This window comes from Desulfurivibrio dismutans (genome assembly GCF_029210385.1).
Classification (GTDB): Bacteria; Desulfobacterota; Desulfobulbia; order Desulfobulbales; family Desulfurivibrionaceae; genus Desulfurivibrio; species Desulfurivibrio dismutans.
Window position 1 is genome coordinate 207374 of the sequence record NZ_JARGDQ010000003.1, and the last position, 20344, is coordinate 227717.

The window sequence follows — 20344 nt, forward strand, 5'->3', positions numbered from 1 at the left end:
AACCGCCGGGTTTGTCCTGCTAGTACTTCTCGCCGCGCACTACCTTGCGCAACTCGCGGCGGGTGACGTACTGCTTGTCGCCCTGCAGAATCCTTTCCAGTTCCCGCTGGGTGAAGTGGGGATCATCGTTGCGCAGATAAGGCAGGATTATGCGCTTCTGCCGCAGCATCTCCCGGTCGATGACCGCCCCGACCTCATCCATCTCGTGCAGCCGGGCCCGAACCACCTCCTGGCCGAAGGGGTTGATAATCTCACTGCCGCCCCAGAAATTGAAACTGCCCGGCGCATCCGCCACCGCTTCTTCGCTGTAATCAATCTCCCGGCGATTTTCCGGCCCCTCCTCACCGACCCGGTTGGCACACAGGTTATAAATCCCGAAGATTCTGGCATAAAATTTATTGATAATCTGCCAGGACTCGATATTGCAAAACTCGCTGCCCATGGAGCCCTGGGAGGAGTTGAAGATGGTGACAAAAATATCGGCCTTCTGGGCGATCCCCAGATAGGGCAGCGAGGGATGCCAAAGATCGTTGCAGATAAAGACGGCGACGTTGAACTCTCCCAACCGGAACACCGGCACCCGTTTGCCGCCGGAAAAGAATTTTTTCTCTTCAAAGACGCCGTAGTTGGGAAGATTGATCTTGCGGTAACAGAACAGAATTTCACCATCCACCGCCACCAGGGCGGCATTGTAAAAGTTCATCGAGCGCGACTCCTCGATGAACCCCACCACCGCCGCCGTCCCTTTGGTGGCGGCGGCCAGGCGCTTGATCTGCGGGGAATCCAGTCGCAGGGCCATCTCATGATAGCGGGCCCCGACAAAGTAGCCGGTCAGGGCAAGTTCCGGGAAGATGATCAGCTCCGCCCCCCGCGCCCGGTGATGTGCAATCCGCTCGATAACCTGCTCCAGGTTCTGTTCCACCGCAAAAAGCCGGGGGTTGGTCTGGCAAATCGTTACCTGCATGGCTTACTTCCTTGAGTTAGAGAAGAATCTTGAACTGCCGCCGGATTTCCCGGTCAATGTCCGGGGGGATATGGGAAGCCGGTTCGGTGGCCAGCAGTTCCCGGGCCAGCCGCCGGGCCCGCTCCCGGGCATCTAAAAACTCGCCCGCTTCCCCCCGGGGCTGATCGCGGTCACCCAAACGCAACGCGGCCCGTTCCTTGCGGAGATAGCGCCGGGTGTGCTTGTGGGTCAGAAAGGAGCCGCGGTGGTCGATGTTGCGGATCACCTCCAGCGCCAGCCGTTCCGGCTCGACATTGATGCCGCGGTCGGCCCGGCGGGCCATACCGATGATGTCATTGTCGATGACGTACTGTTCATAGGCCACGCTTTTCAGAGAATCCAGCATGCCGGCGGCATGGTGGATCAAGTTGGCACCGGAGTGGACCAACTGCAGCAGGGAAAAGGCCTTCTCGTAGCCCGCCTGGATATCCGGGGTACGGCTATCGGTGACTCCGGCGGAGGTGTAGACCGGCAGGTCGTAAAACTGGGCCATCTGCGCCGCCGCGCTGTTGAGCATGCCAAACTCCACCGCGCCGCCGGAAAAACCGCCGCTGTGCATGTCGGCAATGGCCGGTACCGCCCCGTAGATCACCGGCGCTCCAGGATTGATCAACTGGCTCAGAGCGATCCCGGCCAGCAGTTCGGCGTTCATCTGGGCCAGAGTGCCGGCCAGGGTAACCGGCGAGGTGGAACCGGCCATGGGAGCCGAACCGATCACCACCGGCATCTCCTGGCGCACCAGTTCCGCCATGATCTCGGTGGACCGACGATCCAGGCTCAGGGGACTGACACAGCAGGAGGTGATAAAGGAGATCACCGGTTTTTGCCGCAACGGCTCAATGCCGCCGCAGAGCAAAGCCGCCAGCCGAATGGTTTCCTGGACCGACTCGACCCGGGAAACCGCCGCCATCACGTGCTTGCCGGTGCCGGCCAGGGCGGCGTAGTACTGGTTGATATCCTGCAGCTGGTCGGGGATATCCCGGGGCATCACCGGCCGGACAAAAAAATCGATATTTTCCAGTTGATCCGCCAGCCGGGCGATCCGGTAAATGTCCTGCAGGGTGGCGGGCCGTGGGGTACCGTCATCCAAATCCAGCACCTGCAGGGCCGCCCCGCCGGTGCCGGCAAAAGAGCGAGTACCACCGACCTCCAGGTCGGGATATCCATCATGCCCGGCCAGGGTCACCACCGCCGGGGCGGTGGTCAGGGTTCGATTGAGCAGCGAGGCGGAAAGGAAGATGATATTACCGTCACGCTGGGCTCCCGCCCGGCGGAAAACCTCCAGGGCGGCCGACGACTCCACCTTGATGCCGACGGTTTGCAAAATCTCCAGCGATGTTTCATGCACGGCGACAATCCCGGCGGCATCCAACTGGCAATAGCTGGTTTCCCGAGCTGCTTTCAGGGCATTTTCCTGCATCAATCCTCCTGTTCGGTTGCCCAGCATCTGCAACGCAAGGGTCCAATAAAAGGTGCCAGGCATCCGCCAAAGTCATCGGTTCCGGCATCGGACGGGGGCCGCAACACCCGGTGCCGTAAACGGTCGGCAGTGTCGCAGGTTGTGGCAAGCGGCGCGGCGGCGCATACACCGGGTACGCAAGTCGCGCCGATCACCGCAAGATGCGATGCTGCCAACCGTTTACGGAGTCAAAAGGTCATGTGGCGGGCAAATATCCGGTTGAAACGGGGGTAACCGGAAAGCTCCACATGACTGGTCTGTTCCGCCAACCTTCGGGCCCGCTCCCGCTGACCGGCGGCCAGCAGGATTTTGATCGCCCCCAGGCCGGCGGCATTGCCCACCCCGCTGATCCGCTCGGCCGGAATGGGGGGCAGCAAACCGATGGCCAGGGCGTCATCGATGTCGAGAAAGCTGCCGAAAGCCCCGGCGATACTGATCCGGGCCAGTTCGTCAACCGACAGCCCCGCCTCGGCCAGCAGAATTTCAATCCCGCTGCGGATCGCCGCCCGGGCGATCACCAACTCTTCCCCCAGATCCTTCCAGGTCAGCACCAGTGGCTCGCCGCCGGCGGTCCGTTCCGCCGGCACCAGTACGATACCTCGGTCGTCGGGCGCCAACAGCCCCGTCGGCAACTCCCCGCGCCGCAAGCCACCCCGCCGGTTGAGCAGTCCCGCCCGCTTTAAAGCAGCGGCCACCGAAATCAGGCCGGTGCCGGCAATGCCCCGGGCCGGCTGCTCGTCGATGGTGTGACACTGCAGGCTGTTCTGCGCAAAGACGGCCCGGTCGATGGCCCCCGGCGCGGCCCGCATGCCGCAGCTGATTCGGGCCCCCTCGAAGGCTGGCCCGGCGGCGGCCGAACAGGCCAGCATTCGGCCCTCCACACTCAGGGCCATCTCGGCGTTGGTGCCCAGGTCGAGCAGCAGGTGGGGTGGCTGGGGCCGGTCAAAATCCAGGGCCAGCAGATCCGCCACCGCATCGGAGCCGACAAAGCCAGCGATCACCGGCGGCAGGTGCATACGGCCCTCGGGGGCGATCTGCAGCCCCAGCCAGGCGGCGGGCAGTTCCGGCACCACCTGCAGGGCCGGGGTAAAAGGGGCCACTCCGGCATAATAGGGATCAATACCCAGCAGCAGGCTCTGCATGCAGGTGTTGCCCACCGCCGTTGCCTCCTGCACATAGCGGGCCGGGATGCCGTGGTCGGCCAGCAGCCGGGCCAGCAGTTCATTGAGGCAGGCCACCGCCGCCTGCTGCAGCTCGACCAGTTCCCCCTGGTGGGCCCGGTCGATGCGACTCATCAGGTCCTCGCCGAAGGTGACCTGGGGGTTGGTCCGGGCATCCTGGCCCAGCAGGCGGCCGGTGGCCAGGTCAACCAAGTAGGCGGCCACGGTGGTGGTGCCCAGGTCGAAGGCCACACCATAATGCTCCCCGGCGGTATCCCCCGCCTCCAGGTCAACCAGGCAGCGTCGGCGCAGAGTGGCGGTCAGTTGCCAATCGGCCTTCCGGACCAGCCGGGGCAGATCGGGCAGCAGCCGCGGGGCGATATCTTCCGCCGCCAGCTGGTGTTCCTTGAGCGCCTGGTAAATCCGTTCCAGGTCGGCGGTTTGATCGTTGATGGCGGGCGGGGAAAGCCGCAGATATTTTTTCTGGCTGACCGGCTCCACGGCGACCTGGTCCAGTTCCATGGCCAGACTGGTTTTATATTCAGCACTCACCGAATTGCCATCCACCAGGCGGATGGTCAGTGATTCCAGAGGAAAGGTCTGACAGGCCAGACGGGTGCCGGTGGCCAGCTCGTCGGCGGTAAGCAGTTGCCGCTCCGGCTCGGTGAGCTCACTCACCTGGCCGGCCAGGATTTGGATCTTGCATTTGCCGCAGCTGCCTTCACCACCGCAAAGGGACGGCGGGGCAAAGTTGGGCTGACGCTGCAGAGCCGCCAGCAAAGTAAGCTCTGATCCGCAGGGGATCTTGCGTCTCTGGGGTTCCAGGTAAATAAACATCGTCCTCTTATAGCACACTTTCAGCGGCCCGGCAAAAAGGGAGACGGTACCCGCAGGCTGCCGCCCGGCGGTCGCATTTGCCCGCGGGGCGGAAAACCGTTCAGTACATCTCGTAACAGGCCGCCACGCCTTCCAGGCCGCCGTTGTTAAGTTTCTTCTTGCGGCTGGGTTTGAGCCCGATTTCCTTAAGCAGCCGGGGGTCGCCAAAGTAGAGACAGGCAGTGGAACCGGTACAGTGATGTTTGAGAAAAGAGCCCAGTTCCCGGACCAGGGCCACAGCCGCCGCCTGGTCCCCCAGCCGGATCCCGTATGGCGGGTTGGTCACGATTACCGCGTTGTTAATCGGCGGCAAGGCCTGAAGGGGGCAGACCTGCAACGCCACCTGGTCCCCCTGGGGCAGCCGGGCCAGATTGCGGCGGGCCATGTGGACCGCCTTTTTCGACTGGTCGCTGCCGGCCAGCAAGCCGGCCGGTAGGGTCTGCCGGGCGGCATCGGCCTCTTCCCGCACCTGCCGCCAGAGCGGCGGGGAAAAATCCGGCAGGTTATGCAGCCCAAAGCGCCGGCGCAGTTGGCCGGGGGGGATGTTGGCCCGTCGCAGCAGGGCTTCGGCCAGGATCGTACCGGAACCGCAGAAGGGATCGACCAGCGGCCGGACGCCGTCCCAACCGGAAAAATCGACCAACGCCGCCGCCAGGGTTTCCTGGATCGGCGCCTCACCGCTGTCTTGGCGGTAGCCGCGGCGGTGCAACGACTCGCCGGCCAGATCCAGGCTGATCACCGCCCGGTTGCTGCGGATATGCAGATCAAACACCAGGTCCGGCTGCCGCCGGTCAACATTGGGGCGCCCGCCAAGTTGTTGCTGGAAGCGGTCGACGATGGCGTCCTTCAGGCAGAGGGCCGCGTAACGGGAGTGGCCCACCCGGCTGTCGCTGACCCGGGCGTTGATCTTGAAACTCTGCTCAAGACCCAGCAGCTTTTCCCAGGGCAGGGCCATGGCGGTCTTATAAAGATACTTGGTGCTGTGACAGGGAAAATGCCGCAGCGGAGCAAGAATTCTGGTGCAGAGCCGGGTCTGCAGCAAAATTCGATAGAGCACCACCGGTTCGGCATTGAAGTAGACTCCCCGCGGAATGGGATTGAGCCCTTCCGCCCCCCAGGCGGCCAGTTCGGCGGCGGCCTCCTCTTCCAGGTTTGCCGCCACCTGGGCAAAGTAACCGCCGTTTTGCTGATAAAGAAAGGAATCGTCGCGCATTCTCACCCCGGAGTTAAAGTTTGGCCGCTAAAGCCGCTGATTATAACGCCCCACCGGCGGCGGCGCATTTCTTTTTGATATTGACATCAAAACAACTTGTAACTAGGATCACTCCTTCCAGCCTTTTAACGTCAACCAGGAGCAGCTGATTTGGTGATGAGCGAACCGAGCCACGATAACTCCCCGCTCCTGCTGGGAATAAAGCTGGGAACGGCTTGCACGGCGGTAGTTTCCAGCCGTGGCTATCGACGTCTGACTCCCTCGGTGGTGGGCTACCCCCGAGACATCATCGCCGTCAGGATGCTAGGCAAGACCCAGGTGTTCGGCGACGAGGCCCTGGCCCACAAATCCGCCCTGGCACTTTATCACCCCCTGCGCGACGGCCTGGCCCAGGATGGCGGCGGCAAACATGACTACAACGCCGCCTTCGAACTGCTGCAACAGGTCATCAGCGAGGCCCGCCAGGATGAGGCAGGTGATCTCAGCGCCGTTATCGGAGTGCCAGCCCGGACTTCCCATACCGCCAGGGCAGCCCTGCAGCATCTGGTCGAACAGTTCTGCCGCAGCGCCCTGATCCTGCCTGAACCCTACCTGATAGCCCACCACCTCAACTGCCTGGCCAACGGCCTGATCGTCGATATCGGCGCCGGCCATGTTACCGTCTGCGCTGTTAAAGGCGCCGCGCCCCTGCCCCAGGATCAGGCGGTGCTACCCCGAGCCGGTGATTATCTCGACCAGCAGTTATTGGCCATGGTCAACCAGCACCACCAAGGGGTCCGTATCTCGCTGCCCCAGGCAAGACAAATCAAAGAGCAGTACGCCTTCGTCGGCGAGCCCCCCGAGCCGGTGCAGGTAACCCTACGGGCCAAAGGCAAACCCGGGCTGTACGACCTTACCGATGAACTGGGCACGGTCTGTGCCTCGATAATACCGGAGATTACCGAACAACTGGCCGCCCTGCTGCAAAGCTTCGACCCCGAAGATCAGGAAACGGTCCTGGAGCACATCTACCTGACCGGCGGCGGCTCCCGCATCCGGGGACTGGCATCGAAAATCGGCGAGGCCTTGAGCGAATACGGGTCGGTAAGTGTCAGTTGCGTTGAAGAACCTGAGTACGCCGGGGCCTTGGGGGCCCTGCAACTGGCAACCGAACTGCCGCCGGCCGACTGGCGGGAGTTCGGCCTGGCCAGCCGGCTCCCGGAAACCGGGATCTGAAATTCACTCTAACCGGAGCAGGGCACCAGCATGGAACCATACTTGACGATTTCGCTCTTGATCCTTGGCGGCGTGGCGGGAACCGGCTTTTCCTGGCTGTACTGGCAGCATCGTCTGCGCCGGATGGAAGAACAGGCCCAGGAGGCGGAAGAGGGAGCCCGCCGCTCCCTCAAGGAGATGATGGAAAAAAACCGTCAACTGGAAGAAGAGGTATTTGCCGGCAAGAAAGATATTGATCTGCGGCTGGAACAGTTGAGCGCCGCCAGCCGGCAGATCGCCTCCCTGGCCGAAGAACTGCAGAACGCCCACCGCCAGTACCGTGAAATCAGCGAACAGATCCGAGCCGTCGAGCAAAAAATGCATGACAGCGCCATGGACCTGGCCCGTATTCCCACCCTGGAAGAAACCCTGGCGGCAAAGGAAGCCGAACTGGAGCAGCGGCAGCGCGAGATTGCCGCCCTCAACACCGCCAAAAGCGAATTGGCAGAGACCCTGGCCGAGGAAAAACGCTCCCTTGACGAGTGTATCATATATGTGGAAGGCAGCCATTATCTGCCGGGAAGGGTCGTCCGCAACCTGACCGGCGCCAAACAACCCTGAGGACTCGGACGATGACGATACTGGAACAGGAAGAAAACATCAGACAGGATCAGGAAGACAGCGCACAGGAAGCCATGGAACAGGAGACCGCCACCCACGGCCGGCCGGCGCCCGCGCCAACGGCCGGGAATCAGACCCTGGTGGGCATCGATCTGGGAACCTGCCGCACGGTGGTGATCGGTGCCGACGGCCAGGAACTGGAAATCCGTTCGGTGGTCGGCTACCCCAAAGACATCATCAGCCGCCAAGCCGTCGGCGACGGGCCGCTGTTCGGCCACGAGGCCCTGGAAAAACGCAATTTTCTTGAACTGTGCTATCCCCTGGCGGAAGGGGTAATCCGCGATGCCAGCGAACGCGACTACCAGGCGGCCCGGGAACTGATCCATCATGTGGTGGCCGGCATCAAGGAAAACAGCGGCGGCGGGCCCGTCAGCGGCATTATCGGGGTTCCCGCCCGGGCCTCGCTGATGAACAAGGAAGTGCTGCTCCAGGTGGCCCGGGAGGTGATGGATACCACCCTGGTGGTCTCCGAGCCCTTCATGGTCGCCTACGCCCTGGGCAAACTCAACCGCTGCATCATCGTCGATATCGGCGCCGGCACAGTGGATGTCTGCTGCATGAAAGGATCGGTGCCCGCCCCCGAGGACCAGGTCACCACCTTCAAGGGCGGCGATTACCTGGACGAAAGGCTGGAGGCCGCCATTCTGCGGCGTCATCCCGGGGTCCAGATCACCCGCTCCCTGGCCTGCCGGATCAAGGAGGAACACGCCTTTGTCGGCGAGCCGGAACGGCCGGTGGAGGTAACCCTGCGGGTGGACGGTAAACCGGTGCGTTTTGATGTCACCGAGGAGCTCCGCACGGTGTGTGAGAGCATGGTGCCCAACATTGTCGAACAGGTGGAGACCCTGATCGCCTCCTTCGACCCGGAAGACCAGGAAGAAACCTTAAAGAATATCTACCTGGCCGGTTGCGGCTCCCGCATCCGCGGCCTGGACCGGATGCTCACCAACGCCCTGCAGGACTACGGCGACGTGCGGATCACCTGCGTCGATGACCCGGAACGGATCGGGGCCAAAGGGGCCTTGAAGCTGGCCCTGGAAGTGCCGCCGGGGCACTGGCCCGAAATCGGTCTTATGTTTGGGTAAACTTGTCGCAGCACCGCAGATTCGGGCTGATCGCCCGAATCTGCGGTGCTGCGACAAGTTTACCTGCCTGGCTCCCTTTGTTTTTTTCTTTGTTTTATCCCCGTTTATCTCGTTCTGTTCAGCGGTTAATTAGTGACTTTTTGGGGGGCTCTTTTGGGGGGAGATGTGCGCAAGAGAGCGCCGGGCGGGGATTATTTGGCCGCGATTGGGTTGCTTCAACCTGTTTGGGGATGTTCCACGGGTTCCTGATCCGGGGTACGGGGCCAGCAGAGGATGACCGCGTTGATTAGGGTGGCCAGAGGGATGGCGAAGAAAATGCCCCAGAAGCCCCAGAGGCCGCCGAAGACCAAGATGGCGGCGATGATCGCCACCGGGTGGAGATTGACCGCCTTGGAGAAAAGCAGCGGGTTGAGCACGTTGCCGTCCAGTCCCTGGATGATCCCGTAGATCGCCAGCAGCCAGAACAGTTCCCCGTCGATCCCCCACTGAAAGTAACCAATCAGGGCCACCGGAATGGTGACCACCACCGCCCCTACGTAGGGCACCAGCACCGACAACCCGGTCAGGGTGGCCAGCAGCAGAGCATACTCAACCCCCAGCAGGGTAAAGCAAAGGTAAGTCACCACCCCGACAATCATGATCTCCCAGAACTTGCCCCGCACGTAATTGCCCATCTGCACATCCAGATCGCGCCACAGATACTGGGCGGCGCTGCGTTCCCGAGGCAGCCGCAGGTTGACCCATTCCAGGATGATTTTTTTGTCTTTGAGGAAAAAAAAGACCAGAAAAGGGACCAGGATCAGATAGACCAGCAGGGTGACCAGGTTGGCCACCGAGGCCAGAGAGATGGCCAGGATCCGCTGTCCCAGGGTACCCACCTGGTTGCGGACGGTGTTGGCGATCTCGCGGACCTGTTCTTCGGTGATCACCGGATAACGCTCCGGCAGGTTCAGCAGTGCCTGCTGCCCTCTGGCGATGTAATGGGGAAGTTCTTTGAACAGATCGGAAATCTGGGTCCAGAGCAGGGGGAAAAAGGCAAAAGAGCCGACTAAAACCAGCAGGATGAACAGCACCAGAACAAAACTGACCCCGAAAATCCGCCGCACCCCCTTGCCTTCCATCCAGGCAATGGGTCCTTCCAGCAGATAAGCGATGATGATGGCGGTGAGCAGGGGGGCCAGCATCCGGCCAAAAAAGAGCAGCACAAAAGCGCCGATCAGCAGCAGGAAGGTCAGAATCACCGCCTGAGGATCGCTGAAATAACGCCGGTGCCAGAGCCGCAACATGGCAAGCATGTCAGTTCTTTACCTCTCCTGCCGGCTTCAGGCCTCCGGCTTGCGCCAACGGAAAAATCGCATGGGCGGGACATTAAACAATTCCAACTCCACTTCCGGCTGCCCCAACAGCTTACGACTCAGCAGAGCCACCCGGTCCCGGACCTGATAGGCGACAAAGAGCCCACCGGGGGGCAGGGAGTCCCAGACCGCCCCGACGATCCGGCGGCCCATGGTTAAGGGCATGGTGGAAAAAGGAATGCCGGAAACCACCACATCGGGCGGCCCCAGCTGCTGTTGATTGAGAATTTCCCGAATCTGCTCAGCACTGCCCAACTGCACGTTAAGGCGCGGATCGGGGTGTCGGCGCAGCAGTTCCACAAACTCCGGGGTGATTTCAATGCTCAGCAACCTGGCGTCGGGCCGCATGGCACTGAGTATGGCCTGGGTGGTACCGCCGGTGCCGGGGCCCAGTTCAACCACCAGGGAGGCATTACGGATACAGGCGCAGTCAACCAGCCGCCGCTCCAAAAAACGGGAACTTGGAATAATCGAAGCCACCTGTTCGGGATAACGCAAGAAACCCTGCAGAAAGGCCAGACTGCCCCGACTCGGCGGCTTGAGGTTAAGTTCTCCTTCCTTGTTCACTCTCTCTCCTCGTCTTTAATCAGTAAAGCTGAAATAAAAAGAGCATACCAAATTACCACCGCAGTCCGCAAGGCTGACAACAACAACTCGGGCAATCAAAAGCATCGCGAAAGCCCCCCGGCCGACCAGTAAATAGCCGGCCGGAAGGACTTCACTTAAACGGCGCGGGGGCCCGACGCCGATTGACTACGACCCTGGCGGCGGGGCCGAGCCGAGGTACCGGGACGGCGGGAGGCCGGCCGGGAATCAGGCCGGGAGCCGGGCCGTCGACCTCGGGGCGGCGGCGCCGCCTGGTCCGGCTCACAGGGAACCAGCGCTTCCAATTGCCGCCGCTCTATGCTCTTACCCAGCCCTCGTTCAATGGCCCGAATCAGAGTCTGGTCTTCCTGCAGCACCAGGCTGAAAGCGGCGCCCTGGCGCTGGGCCCGGCCGGTACGGCCGATCCGGTGGGTATAGGCCTCGGCGGTGTTGGGCATATCGTAGTTGATCACATGCGAAACCTTGGCCACATCCAGTCCGCGGGCGGCGATATCGGTGGCGACCAGAATGGTGAAAGTGCCATCGCGAAAGCCATCCAGAGCAGCCTGGCGCTTGTTCTGCGACATGTTGCCTTGCAGATCGGAAGCCCGATGCCCGGCGGCATTAAGCCGACGGGCCAGCTTCTTGGCCCCGTGCTTGGTGCGGGTGAACACCAGGGCCGACCGCACCGGGTTTTCCGCGTTTTCCGCCAGCAGGGTCAACAGCATGGCGGTCTTCTGCTTGGCCTCCACCGGATAAAGAGCCTGGCTGATGGTGGCCGCCGGCTGGTCGCAGGCAATCCTGACCTCCTGGGGATCAACCAGAAGTTCCCCCGCCAGCCGGCGGATATCTGCGGGCATGGTGGCGGAAAACAGCATGTTTTGCCGCTTTGCCGGCAGGTAGCGCATAATGCGTCGAATATCCGGCAGAAAACCCATGTCGAACATCTGATCTCCTTCGTCCATGACCAGCACCTCTACCCCGTCCAACTTGATGGCCCCTTCCCGCAGGTGGTCGAGCAGCCGGCCGGGACAGGCGACGATAATTTCCACTCCCCGCCGCAGCTGGGCCAGCTGGCTGTTTTTACTGACACCACCGTAAACCGCCACCGTCCGCAGGCCGGTTTTACTGCCCAATTCCCGGGCAGCAACCGCAATCTGCTCGGCCAGTTCCCGGGTCGGGGCCAGTACCAGGGCCCGGACCCTTCCTTTGGGGCCACTCAACAGGCGCTGCAGGATGGGCAGCACAAAGGCCGCAGTCTTGCCGGTGCCGGTTTGGGCCAGCCCCATGACATCCTGACCGGCCAGTGCCGCCGGCAAGGTCTGCTGCTGGATAGGGGTGGGGGCCTGAAAACCACAGGCGGTGATCCCGGCAGTAATCGCCGGAGCTAGTGAAAATGATGAAAAATCCATAAAAAAATCTCCCAAGAGAAAATAAAAAGGCGCCACCCCGGTCGCCCTTGAACGAAAGACGCCGGCCAAGCCGGCAAGAATTCGCGGGTCCAAGATGATTCGCCAACCGACGGACCGCCTGTGGCAACAGGCAGGATCCGGTGCAGTTGGTCAACAGAAGCAGATGCAGAACAATTGCATTGGTAACAGAGGGGAAATACCAGGGCAGGTGTATGCAGGAGAGAATCCGTAACTTACTGCACTACGCGTACAAGCCGCTAACACTACCGGGTCCGCCCGAGGTTGGCAAGTAAATAATACTTACAGGGCAGTGCAACGGCGGTTTTTTCAGGTTGATAATCAGCCCCGCAACCGCTGGGCGCCACCGTCAACATGGCCAGCACCTTGCGGGCCCGGGACCAGCGGCAGATCGAACGGATAATGGAGAGCCGGCGGGAGCTCTCCGGTGAAGACGTAATCACCACCAACCCCTCGGCTCAGTCCGACCGCAGACCGACAGCGCCGCTGCCTTAAGTGGAAGAGCCGCGACGTTCAAGTTTTACAGTTGCACTTTGGCAACCGGCTTTGTAAGCTCTCGCGGGGACTACCGTTCCCCTGTAACCTCAAAACTATCAACCGTCATCAACCGGCAACGGATCACGAGGTCGATCTTGCAGCAGGCGCTAAAAATTATCCTTATTGGATTACTGTTGTTCCCAGCCACCGTTCCGGCGGCCCTGGCGGAACCGCTGCGCTTGGGAGTTTTCCCCTACATTTCGCCAAGCCAGATGGTGGAGCAACTGAGCCCACTACAACAACGCCTGGCGGAGGCCATGGACCGCGAGGTGGAAATGGTTTCCGCCCCGGATTTTATGAATTTTGTCGAACGAACCACCCGGGGCGACTATGATCTGGTCATCACCGCCCCCCACATGGGCCGCCTGGCCCAACAGCGCGACGGCTGGCAACTGGTGGTGATGTCCGGACAGCAGACAGCCACCGTGATTCTGGTACGCCGTGATTCGCGGATCGATCAACTTGAGGATCTGCGCGGCCGAAAAATGGCGGTGGGCAATTGGCGTTCCGTCACCTATCTGCTGGCCACGCAGGCCCTGGCCGCACAAGGGCTGACGCTGGGAGTTGACGTGGCGGTGGTGGAAACCGCCACCTTTTCCAACGTGGTTACCGCCCTGCTGCATGGCGCGGTTGAAGTCGGCGCTACCCCCACCCTGCTCTGGGATCAGTGGGCTTATGTTAATGAAGAACAGCGCTTGCAACTCCGCGAACTTTTCCGGGCCCCACCCCCCAACCCCCACTCTTTTCTGATCATGGCCCCCCCCACCATGACTTCAGCCGAGGTCCAGCGCCTGCGCCAGTCCCTGCTCACTTTCGGAAACACCCCGGTCGGGGCAGAATTTTTCCGCCACAGCCGGTTCCATTCTTTCCTGCCGCCTGACGAAGAGGCCATGGCCTTAAGCGACCCTTTTATCCATGTCCTTGTGCCGGACGCACCCTGAGCCCTTAACCTTAATGAAGGTCCGATCCATGCCCGCAGCAACCCCCGCCCCCTTCACCGGCCTCTCCTGGTGGCGCTCGCTGCGCTTCAAGGTGGTGCTACTGGTAATGCTGGCCATCGCCGGCACCCTGGGGGTGGTGCTGGCCAACAGTTACCGCCTGACCACTAACGCCTTAGAGGCCCAAACCCAAGCACAACTCGACGCTTTAATCCCCCTGCTGAACGCCTCCCTGGCCGGCCGGGTGTTCCAGCGTGATCACAGCGAAATCAACGCCATTGTTCAGCAACTGGTAATATCGCCTTACACTGAAATCAACTATATCGTGGTAGCAGACCGGCGCGGCGAGATTTTATCCGCCGCCGGCGCTAACAAATCCCTTCCCCCGCCGGACACCTCGATTCTGACGGCCCTTGATGATCAGACCTATCATGCCCGGATGGACCTGACCCTGGCCCGGGATACCCTGGTCGGCACCGTACGCTTCGGTTTGTCGCTCTCCGGGCTGGCCGGTTTGCGGGCCAAAGTCTTCTACCAGAGCCTGCTGATCGCCGCCCTGGCTCTGACCCCGGCCCTGCTGCTACTGGCCTGGGGCGGCTATCTGGCCACCCGCCGCCTCAACGGCCTGCTGGCCGCCACCCGACGGATTATCGGCGGTGATTACAGCACCACCTTGCCGGTGCAGGACCGCGACGAGATCGGTCTGCTGGCCGCCGCCTTCAATCACCTGCAGGCCAGCGTTGCCCGCCAGATCACCGAGCTGGAAGTGCGCAACCATAAGCTGCACCGGCTGTCGGAGGTCAACAGCCGGCAACTGGCCAGCCTGCGGGCCAGCGAAGAGCGCTACCGCACCATCTTTAACGCCCCCAGTGACGCCATTTTCATCCATGAATCCCCCAGTGGCAAGATCATCGACGTCAACCGGGCGATGCTGGAGATGTACGGCTACCGCTACGATGAGGCGCTCAAATTAGATGTGGCCGACATCAGCGCCAATGCGCCGCCTTATACCATGACGGAAGCCAGCCGCAAAATCGCCGCCGCCATCAGCCAGGGCCCGCAACGTTATGAATGGCACGCTCGCCGGAAAAACGGCGAACTGTTCTGGGTTGAGGTGTCACTGCGCCTGACCAGCGCGCAGGGCCAGGAGTTGGTCATTGCCGTAGCCCGGGACATTCACGCCCGCAAAATGGCCGAACAGGCTCTGGCCAACGAAAAAGAACGCCTGGCCATCACCCTGCAGAGCATCGGCGACGGGGTAATCACCACCGACCGGGAAGGGCGTATCATGCTGCTTAACGTTCTGGCCAGCCGACTCACCGGCTGGACCAGCACTGAGGCCGCCGGCCGGCCGCTGCCGGAGGTCTTCCGGATCATCAACGAACGAACCGGGGAGAGCTGCCCCAACCCGGTGGAGAGGGTGCTGGCCACCGGGCAGATTATTGCCCTGGAAAACCATACCGTGCTGATCGCCAAGGACGGCAGCCGACGGCCCATCGCCGACAGCGGCGCCCCGATCCGCGACCAGGAGGGAGAGATTATCGGCGTGGTGCTGGTGTTCCGGGACATGACCGAACAGCAACGCCTGGAAAAAGAGCTGTTAAAGGTCAAGAAGCTGGAGTCGGTGGGGGTACTGGCGGCAGGCATTGCCCATGATTTCAACAACCTGCTTACCGCCATCCTGGGCAATGTCGACCTGGCCCGCTTTTTACTGAAAAACGGGAAATGCGAGGCCGAACAACTGGCCAACCTGCTGGATGAGTCAAAAAAAGCCGGCCAGCGCGCCCAGGGGCTGACCCAGCAACTGCTGACCTTCGCCCGCGGCGGCGACCCGATCCGCAAGCTCGCCTCGCTGGTGGCGGTTATCAAGGATTCCGCCGCCTTCGTGCTGCGGGGCAGCGGGGTAAGTTGCGACTACCGGATTCCCGACGATCTGTGGCTGGTGGAGATCGACCAGGGCCAGATCAGCCAGGTGATCCAGAACATCGTCCTCAACGCCCGCCAGGCGATGGGCGAGAGCGGCCGGCTCACCATCAGCTGTCATAACCGGGCCGAAAAAGAGCTCGAAGCCGGCCGGCCGGGGCCGTTTGTCGCCATTATCATCAGCGACAGCGGCCCAGGCATTCCGGAAGAATCACAGGAACTGGTGTTCGACCCCTACTACACCACCAGGGAGGGGGGCAGCGGCCTGGGGTTGGCCATTTGTCATTCCATCGTCAGCAAACATGACGGCTATATCGAGGTGGCCTCGTCCCCCGGGGCCGGTACCACCTTTACCCTTCTGCTGCCGGCCAGCCAGGAAAATCTGCAACCCGAGCCGCCCGCCTCCCCACCGGTCAAGCAGCGGCAAGCCAAGATTATAGTGATGGATGATGAAGAGATGGTGCGCCAGGTACTCCGGCAGATTCTGGAACACCTGGGGCATCAGGTCATTACCGTGGCCGACGGCCAGCAGGCCCTGGAAGCTTACCAAACCGCCCGGCAGAAAGGCGTCCCCTTCGACCTGATAATCATGGACTTGACCATCCCCGGCGGCATGGGCGGCAAGGAGGCGGTACAAAAACTGCGCGAGTTGGACCCCACCGCCCTGGTGGTGGTGGCCAGCGGCTATGCCGATGACCCGGTGCTGGCCGACTACCAGGCGCACGGCTTTGCCGCCCGGCTGCACAAACCGATCCTGCTGGAAGATCTGAACCAGATAATCCAGCAGCTCCTGGGGGATGAACCCCGTTAACCAGGTCATCGGGGTTGCCCCGCATCCCGTGCCTCCCGGAATCAAGACATCAAGGCTTCAGGGCATCAGGGCCGTTCGGCCCCGGTCATGTTCAGGAACAGTTTCACCAGACGGGGATCAAAAGCACTGCCCGCTTTTTTTTCAATCACCAGCCTGGCCTGCTCCGGTTCCAGGGGCATGGTGGGAAGAGGCGGCTCCATCCCGGCCTGGCCGGCCAGCGGGCCGGCCCGGAGCATTTCATCATAGGCATCCACAATGGCAAACACCCGGCATTCCGGCGGGATCTCTTCTCCGGCCAACCCCAGAGGGTAGCCCGTGCCATCCCACTTCTCATGGTGCTTTAAAATAAGCTCGGCCACTGCGGTGTATTCACCACAAAACCCGGCGATCCGACTGCCGATTTCGGGGTGGCGCTGCAGCAGTTCCACTTCCTCCTTGGTGAGCGGGCCCTTTTTGGTAAGCAGTTCATCGGGGATCGCCGCTTTCCCCAGATCATGGACCTGCGCCAGCAACTCCAGGTTATGCAACTGCTGCCGGTTCAATCCCGCTTCCCGGCCCAGGCGGAGGGCCAGTTTTTGCAGATTCTCCACGTGCCCGGTATGGTGCCGATCCTTTTCCGCACTCAGCCGCAACAGGTTATCCAGTACCATTTTCCGGGTTTCCGAACCCTGCGCCGCCTTGCTCTGGTACATCAGCATATCCGCTTTTTTCAGCAACTCCTCCAGGTCGCCGGCCGATGCATCGGTGCCGGCCACGCCGCAGGAAATGCTCACCGGTAGAGCGGGATTTTCCTGGTTGTGCACCTTAACCGCCGCCTGGATTCTATCCACAATGGCCCGCCCCGTCTTCTCCGTGGTATTGGGCAGCAGGGCGACGAACTCATCCCCGCCGATCCGGGCTAAAATATCCACCTTCCGCAAGGAGGCCTGCAATAACTCCGAGGCCTTTATGATCTGCAGGTCGCCCTGTTTGTGACCCAAGGTGTCATTGATGATCTTCAGACCGTCGATATCGGCCACAATAACGGCCACCGGCTCCCGACTGTGATTGAGCCGCAGCAGTTCCTGCTCAAAATAAACCCGGTTGTAAACCCCGGTCAACTGGTCATGGAAACTCAAATAGACCAGTTTATCGCCGGCCTGTTTATTGGCGGTGATATCCGTGTTGCTTCCGCGAATGCCGGAAAATTCCCGCTTTTCATTATAAACCGCCCGGCTGATGTTTTTCAGCCAGCGGACTTCGCCCTGTTTAGTAATGATCCGGATGGTAACCGACAGGGCCTGGTCGGCCTCAAGGTCATGGCCTTGCGCCTGCAGACGATTGAGGTGCTCCTGCCAGACATCCCGATCGTCGGGATGAATGATGTACCACAGCAGCCACGGATGCTGGCGAAATTCCTCCGGTTTATAGCCGGATATTTTTTCACAGGCCGGCGAAACATAGACATAACCACCTTGGGCGTCCATCCAGAAAATCCAGTCGGTGGCAAAATCCGCCAGAATCTTAAAAAGCTCCCGACTGGTGGCCATCTCCTGCTGGTGCCGTTGGAGTTTCCGCCGCATCGACTCCATGGCCCGGCCCAGGACGCCGATTTCGTCGTTACTGTTGATCGCCACCGGTTGAGAGAGATCCTTTCGGGCCCAGGTGCGCGCCACCGCCACCAGATGCTCCAACGGTCGCAGCAGCCAGCGCAGCACCAGGAAGGTCAGCACGGTGCCCAGCAGCACGATCAGTAACCCGAACAGAACCGTGTTGTTGAACTGCTTTTTATGCTTGGCCAGCAACTCGGAGTTGTCGTAAACCCGCTTCAACACCCAGGCGTAGTCGCCGGCAAAATCCGCCAACGGCACCATCTGTACCAGATAGTTGCCGTGGTTCAACCGCACCGGTTCGCCGTGGCAAAGAGCGGCGGTGGTTTCCGGGCCAATATTCAGATAATCCGGCTCATTGGCACCGGTACCGTTAAGGACCGACAGCGTGGCTTCATCGAGGCGCAACAGATACCATTCCCCGCCGGCAGCGCGTTGCCAGATGCCAAGGATCTTTTCATCCAGGTTAACCCCAAGCTCAATGGCACCGATGTATTCACCGTTGAAAAACACCGGCTCAAGATGGCGGTAAGCAAGGTAATGCACTCCTTGCTCCAAGCCGGTCAGTCGCTGCTGCCGCTGGTGCACCAGACCCGGCATGGTCCGTTGGGCCTCCAGGCTGTCGCCATGCACCTCCGGCCGGTGGCCACGGTAAAGGGTGGTGTGGTCGGAAAGATGAAAATGATAGACATTGATCCCCAACTCCGTCAGCATCGGCATGGCCGGCTCCACCAATGCCGCCAGCGCCTCCCGGTCGGCGGCGGCAAAGGCGGCAATCAGTTCCCGGTTTAGCAAAATCTGACCAATGGTCGCCTCCATCAACTGGTAAATTACGGTGGTTCTGCGATAGATGGGGTCGATGCTGATCCGGGTAATGATCACCTCCTGCTCACTAAGCAGATCCCGGGCGTTATGGTATGATTTCAGCGACAGGATTGAAACCAGGATCAGGGCGATCAAGGCAAAACTGAGGCCGATCCGGAAAACTATGGTCTGATGTTTCATTCCCCACCTGTTCTCCGCGGACAACGGTAACCCAATGAGTTAAAAGCCCCACATCTGACAAAAATAAAATTTATTAATAAATATTCACATTACGGGCGAACGAAAAACACCCATTTCCCCCTATAGAACCTGAACTACTTTTTGTCAACTGTAAAATAAAGTTGACAAAACAGGTCTAGCCAGCACCATACGGTGCTACAGCAACACCCCCAACCACGCCGGCCCGCCCAATCACCTCTTTACAGGGCCTTCACAGCGCCCGACCAAATCCCAGAGCCTGCCGATTGACCAGAACCCCGGTCTGCTCCTGTTGCAGTTCGTAACCGGTGGTCAAAAACGGCAGCAGGAAAAGGCGGATATCACGGATGGCAAAAGCCAGTTCCGGCAGGCGGGGGAAAACTTCGCGACGGTTGATGGTAAGGTAGGCTAAAATGGGCACCAGGCTTTGGATCGCCTCACCCTGGGGGAGGGTAACCGCCGGCAGCTCCCCGACCGGCAGTTCTTCACGCTGGTCGAAGGCCGGCTGCGCCAGGGTAAGGCGGGCCGCCAGTTTAAGGTACAAATCGGGCCTGATCTTAAAAGCCGGGACCCAGAAACGCAAGGGCCAATGCTCCCAGTCCGTCTGGATCACCCGCGGCTGGTTGGTCAGCCGGATCAGGTCAGCAAAACTGGCCAGAGGCAGTGGACTGCCCCCCACTTCAAGCTGCCAGAACGGCAGATAGAGCACGTTTTGACTCCGCGAGCGGACCATCCCGAAGGGCAGCGGTACCAGGCGCCCATCCCGGAACCACCAGGCGCTGAGGCAATTACGGCAATAAAGGACATTGCTGTCCCGCGGCCCCTCCAGGTTCCAGCCGCAGCCGGGGCAGATGGTGGCCAGCTGGTGTAGCTGCCAGGCCGGCTCTGTTTCCTGCAGCGCTCCCAGAGTGTCCTCTTCGACGGCCGGCCCCAAAAGCGGCGTACCGGCCACGGCATCGAAAAATTGCTGGCCCCGCCGGGCAATGGGCAGGTAAACCAGTTGGACGCTTTCCCCGATCAGAGCCTGATGGTATACATTACCACCGACCGGGGCAATTTTGCGGCCTATCCGTTCAATAATCCCGGCGGTGGTCAGATGATTGGTCAGAAAATTGGCGTCGGCAGGCACGGCAAAGCGCATCGGCATCACCTGGGTGCGCACACTGAGATTGGGCGGCAAAAAAGGCAGCTCCACCCCCGGCAGGGAGTGGTTGCCGATCCGGGCGCTCACCCCGCCTGGGGTGCAGGAATAAAAACAGCCCCGGAAATGCAGATAGGGGACCTGGAGCACCTCGCTGAATTGCGGTCGAACCGGCAGAGTGAGGCGGAAGTAGTCGCTGCCGACCAGAAAGGTGCTGACGTTGCAATAGGCGCAGGTAACCAGGTGATCGGTTTCCGCCAGCTCAATGGGGCCGCCGCACTGGCGGCATTCCAGGACCAGCTTCATGGACTAAAGCCCCACCGGTTGGACGGCCGGGCGCC

At 61.1% G+C, this 20344-nt stretch carries 15 protein-coding genes; 6 read left to right on the forward strand and 9 right to left on the reverse strand.

The features are described 5' to 3' along the window. Positions 1-19: 19 nt before the first annotated feature. The 4 genes from P0N66_RS04650 to P0N66_RS04665 all read right to left on the reverse strand — a co-directional run bounded on the left by P0N66_RS04650 (position 20) and on the right by P0N66_RS04665 (position 5711). Positions 20-964 (reverse strand): nitrilase-related carbon-nitrogen hydrolase, encoded by a 945-nt coding sequence (locus tag P0N66_RS04650; protein WP_275802830.1) that lies wholly within the window; start codon positions 962-964, stop codon positions 20-22. Between the two features lie 16 nt (positions 965-980). After that, entirely contained in the window at positions 981-2423 is a 1443-nt protein-coding gene (locus P0N66_RS04655) for a trimethylamine methyltransferase family protein (protein WP_275802831.1), read from the reverse strand. A gap of 227 nt (positions 2424-2650) precedes the next feature. Next, on the reverse strand, positions 2651-4459 hold the full coding sequence (locus tag P0N66_RS04660; protein ID WP_275802832.1) for an ASKHA domain-containing protein: 1809 nt from the start codon (positions 4457-4459) through the stop codon (positions 2651-2653). Positions 4460-4559: 100 nt separating this feature from the next. Next, positions 4560-5711, reverse strand: a complete 1152-nt coding sequence (locus tag P0N66_RS04665) for a THUMP domain-containing class I SAM-dependent RNA methyltransferase (RefSeq protein ID WP_275802833.1) — start codon at positions 5709-5711, stop codon at positions 4560-4562. Between the two features lie 156 nt (positions 5712-5867). On the opposite strand from P0N66_RS04665, the gene P0N66_RS04670 reads away from it, so the two are divergent. From P0N66_RS04670 to mamK, 3 genes are read left to right on the forward strand one after another with little or no spacing between them, the layout of a single operon-like run. Then, positions 5868-6926, forward strand: a complete 1059-nt coding sequence (locus tag P0N66_RS04670; protein ID WP_275802834.1) for a rod shape-determining protein — start codon at positions 5868-5870, stop codon at positions 6924-6926. A 30-nt stretch (positions 6927-6956) separates the two neighbouring features. Then, on the forward strand, positions 6957-7526 hold the full coding sequence (locus P0N66_RS04675; protein WP_275802835.1) for a hypothetical protein: 570 nt from the start codon (positions 6957-6959) through the stop codon (positions 7524-7526). An 11-nt stretch (positions 7527-7537) separates the two neighbouring features. Beyond that, a complete protein-coding gene (gene mamK / locus P0N66_RS04680) occupies positions 7538-8671 on the forward strand; it encodes a MamK family actin-like protein (RefSeq protein ID WP_275802836.1) in 1134 nt (377 codons plus the stop codon). A 215-nt stretch (positions 8672-8886) separates the two neighbouring features. Here mamK and P0N66_RS04685 read toward each other — a convergent pair whose 3' ends face one another. The 3 genes from P0N66_RS04685 to P0N66_RS04695 form a co-directional block, all read right to left on the reverse strand. Then, a complete protein-coding gene (locus P0N66_RS04685; RefSeq protein ID WP_275802837.1) occupies positions 8887-9966 on the reverse strand; it encodes an AI-2E family transporter in 1080 nt (359 codons plus the stop codon). A gap of 27 nt (positions 9967-9993) precedes the next feature. Further along, positions 9994-10593, reverse strand: coding sequence for a class I SAM-dependent methyltransferase (locus P0N66_RS04690; RefSeq protein WP_275802838.1), 600 nt, complete (start codon positions 10591-10593; stop codon positions 9994-9996). A 155-nt stretch (positions 10594-10748) separates the two neighbouring features. Further along, on the reverse strand, positions 10749-12023 hold the full coding sequence (locus tag P0N66_RS04695) for a DEAD/DEAH box helicase (protein ID WP_275802839.1): 1275 nt from the start codon (positions 12021-12023) through the stop codon (positions 10749-10751). A gap of 372 nt (positions 12024-12395) precedes the next feature. Here P0N66_RS04695 and P0N66_RS04700 point away from each other — a divergent pair, with 372 nt between their 5' ends. The 3 genes from P0N66_RS04700 to P0N66_RS04710 all read left to right on the forward strand — a co-directional run bounded on the left by P0N66_RS04700 (position 12396) and on the right by P0N66_RS04710 (position 16250). After that, positions 12396-12536, forward strand: a complete 141-nt coding sequence (locus P0N66_RS04700; RefSeq protein WP_275802840.1) for a hypothetical protein — start codon at positions 12396-12398, stop codon at positions 12534-12536. Between the two features lie 176 nt (positions 12537-12712). After that, on the forward strand, positions 12713-13519 hold the full coding sequence (locus P0N66_RS04705; protein ID WP_275802841.1) for a phosphate/phosphite/phosphonate ABC transporter substrate-binding protein: 807 nt from the start codon (positions 12713-12715) through the stop codon (positions 13517-13519). 28 nt (positions 13520-13547) lie between these two features. Further along, complete coding sequence (locus tag P0N66_RS04710; protein WP_275802842.1) at positions 13548-16250, forward strand: PAS domain S-box protein; 2703 nt, start codon at positions 13548-13550, stop codon at positions 16248-16250. A 65-nt stretch (positions 16251-16315) separates the two neighbouring features. Here P0N66_RS04710 and P0N66_RS04715 read toward each other — a convergent pair whose 3' ends face one another. Then, a complete protein-coding gene (locus P0N66_RS04715; RefSeq protein ID WP_275802843.1) occupies positions 16316-18844 on the reverse strand; it encodes a diguanylate cyclase in 2529 nt (842 codons plus the stop codon). Between the two features lie 250 nt (positions 18845-19094). Continuing rightward, positions 19095-20309: a hypothetical protein gene (locus P0N66_RS04720; protein ID WP_275802844.1), complete on the reverse strand. Its 1215-nt coding sequence runs from the start codon at positions 20307-20309 to the stop codon at positions 19095-19097. Positions 20310-20344: the final 35 nt, after the last annotated feature.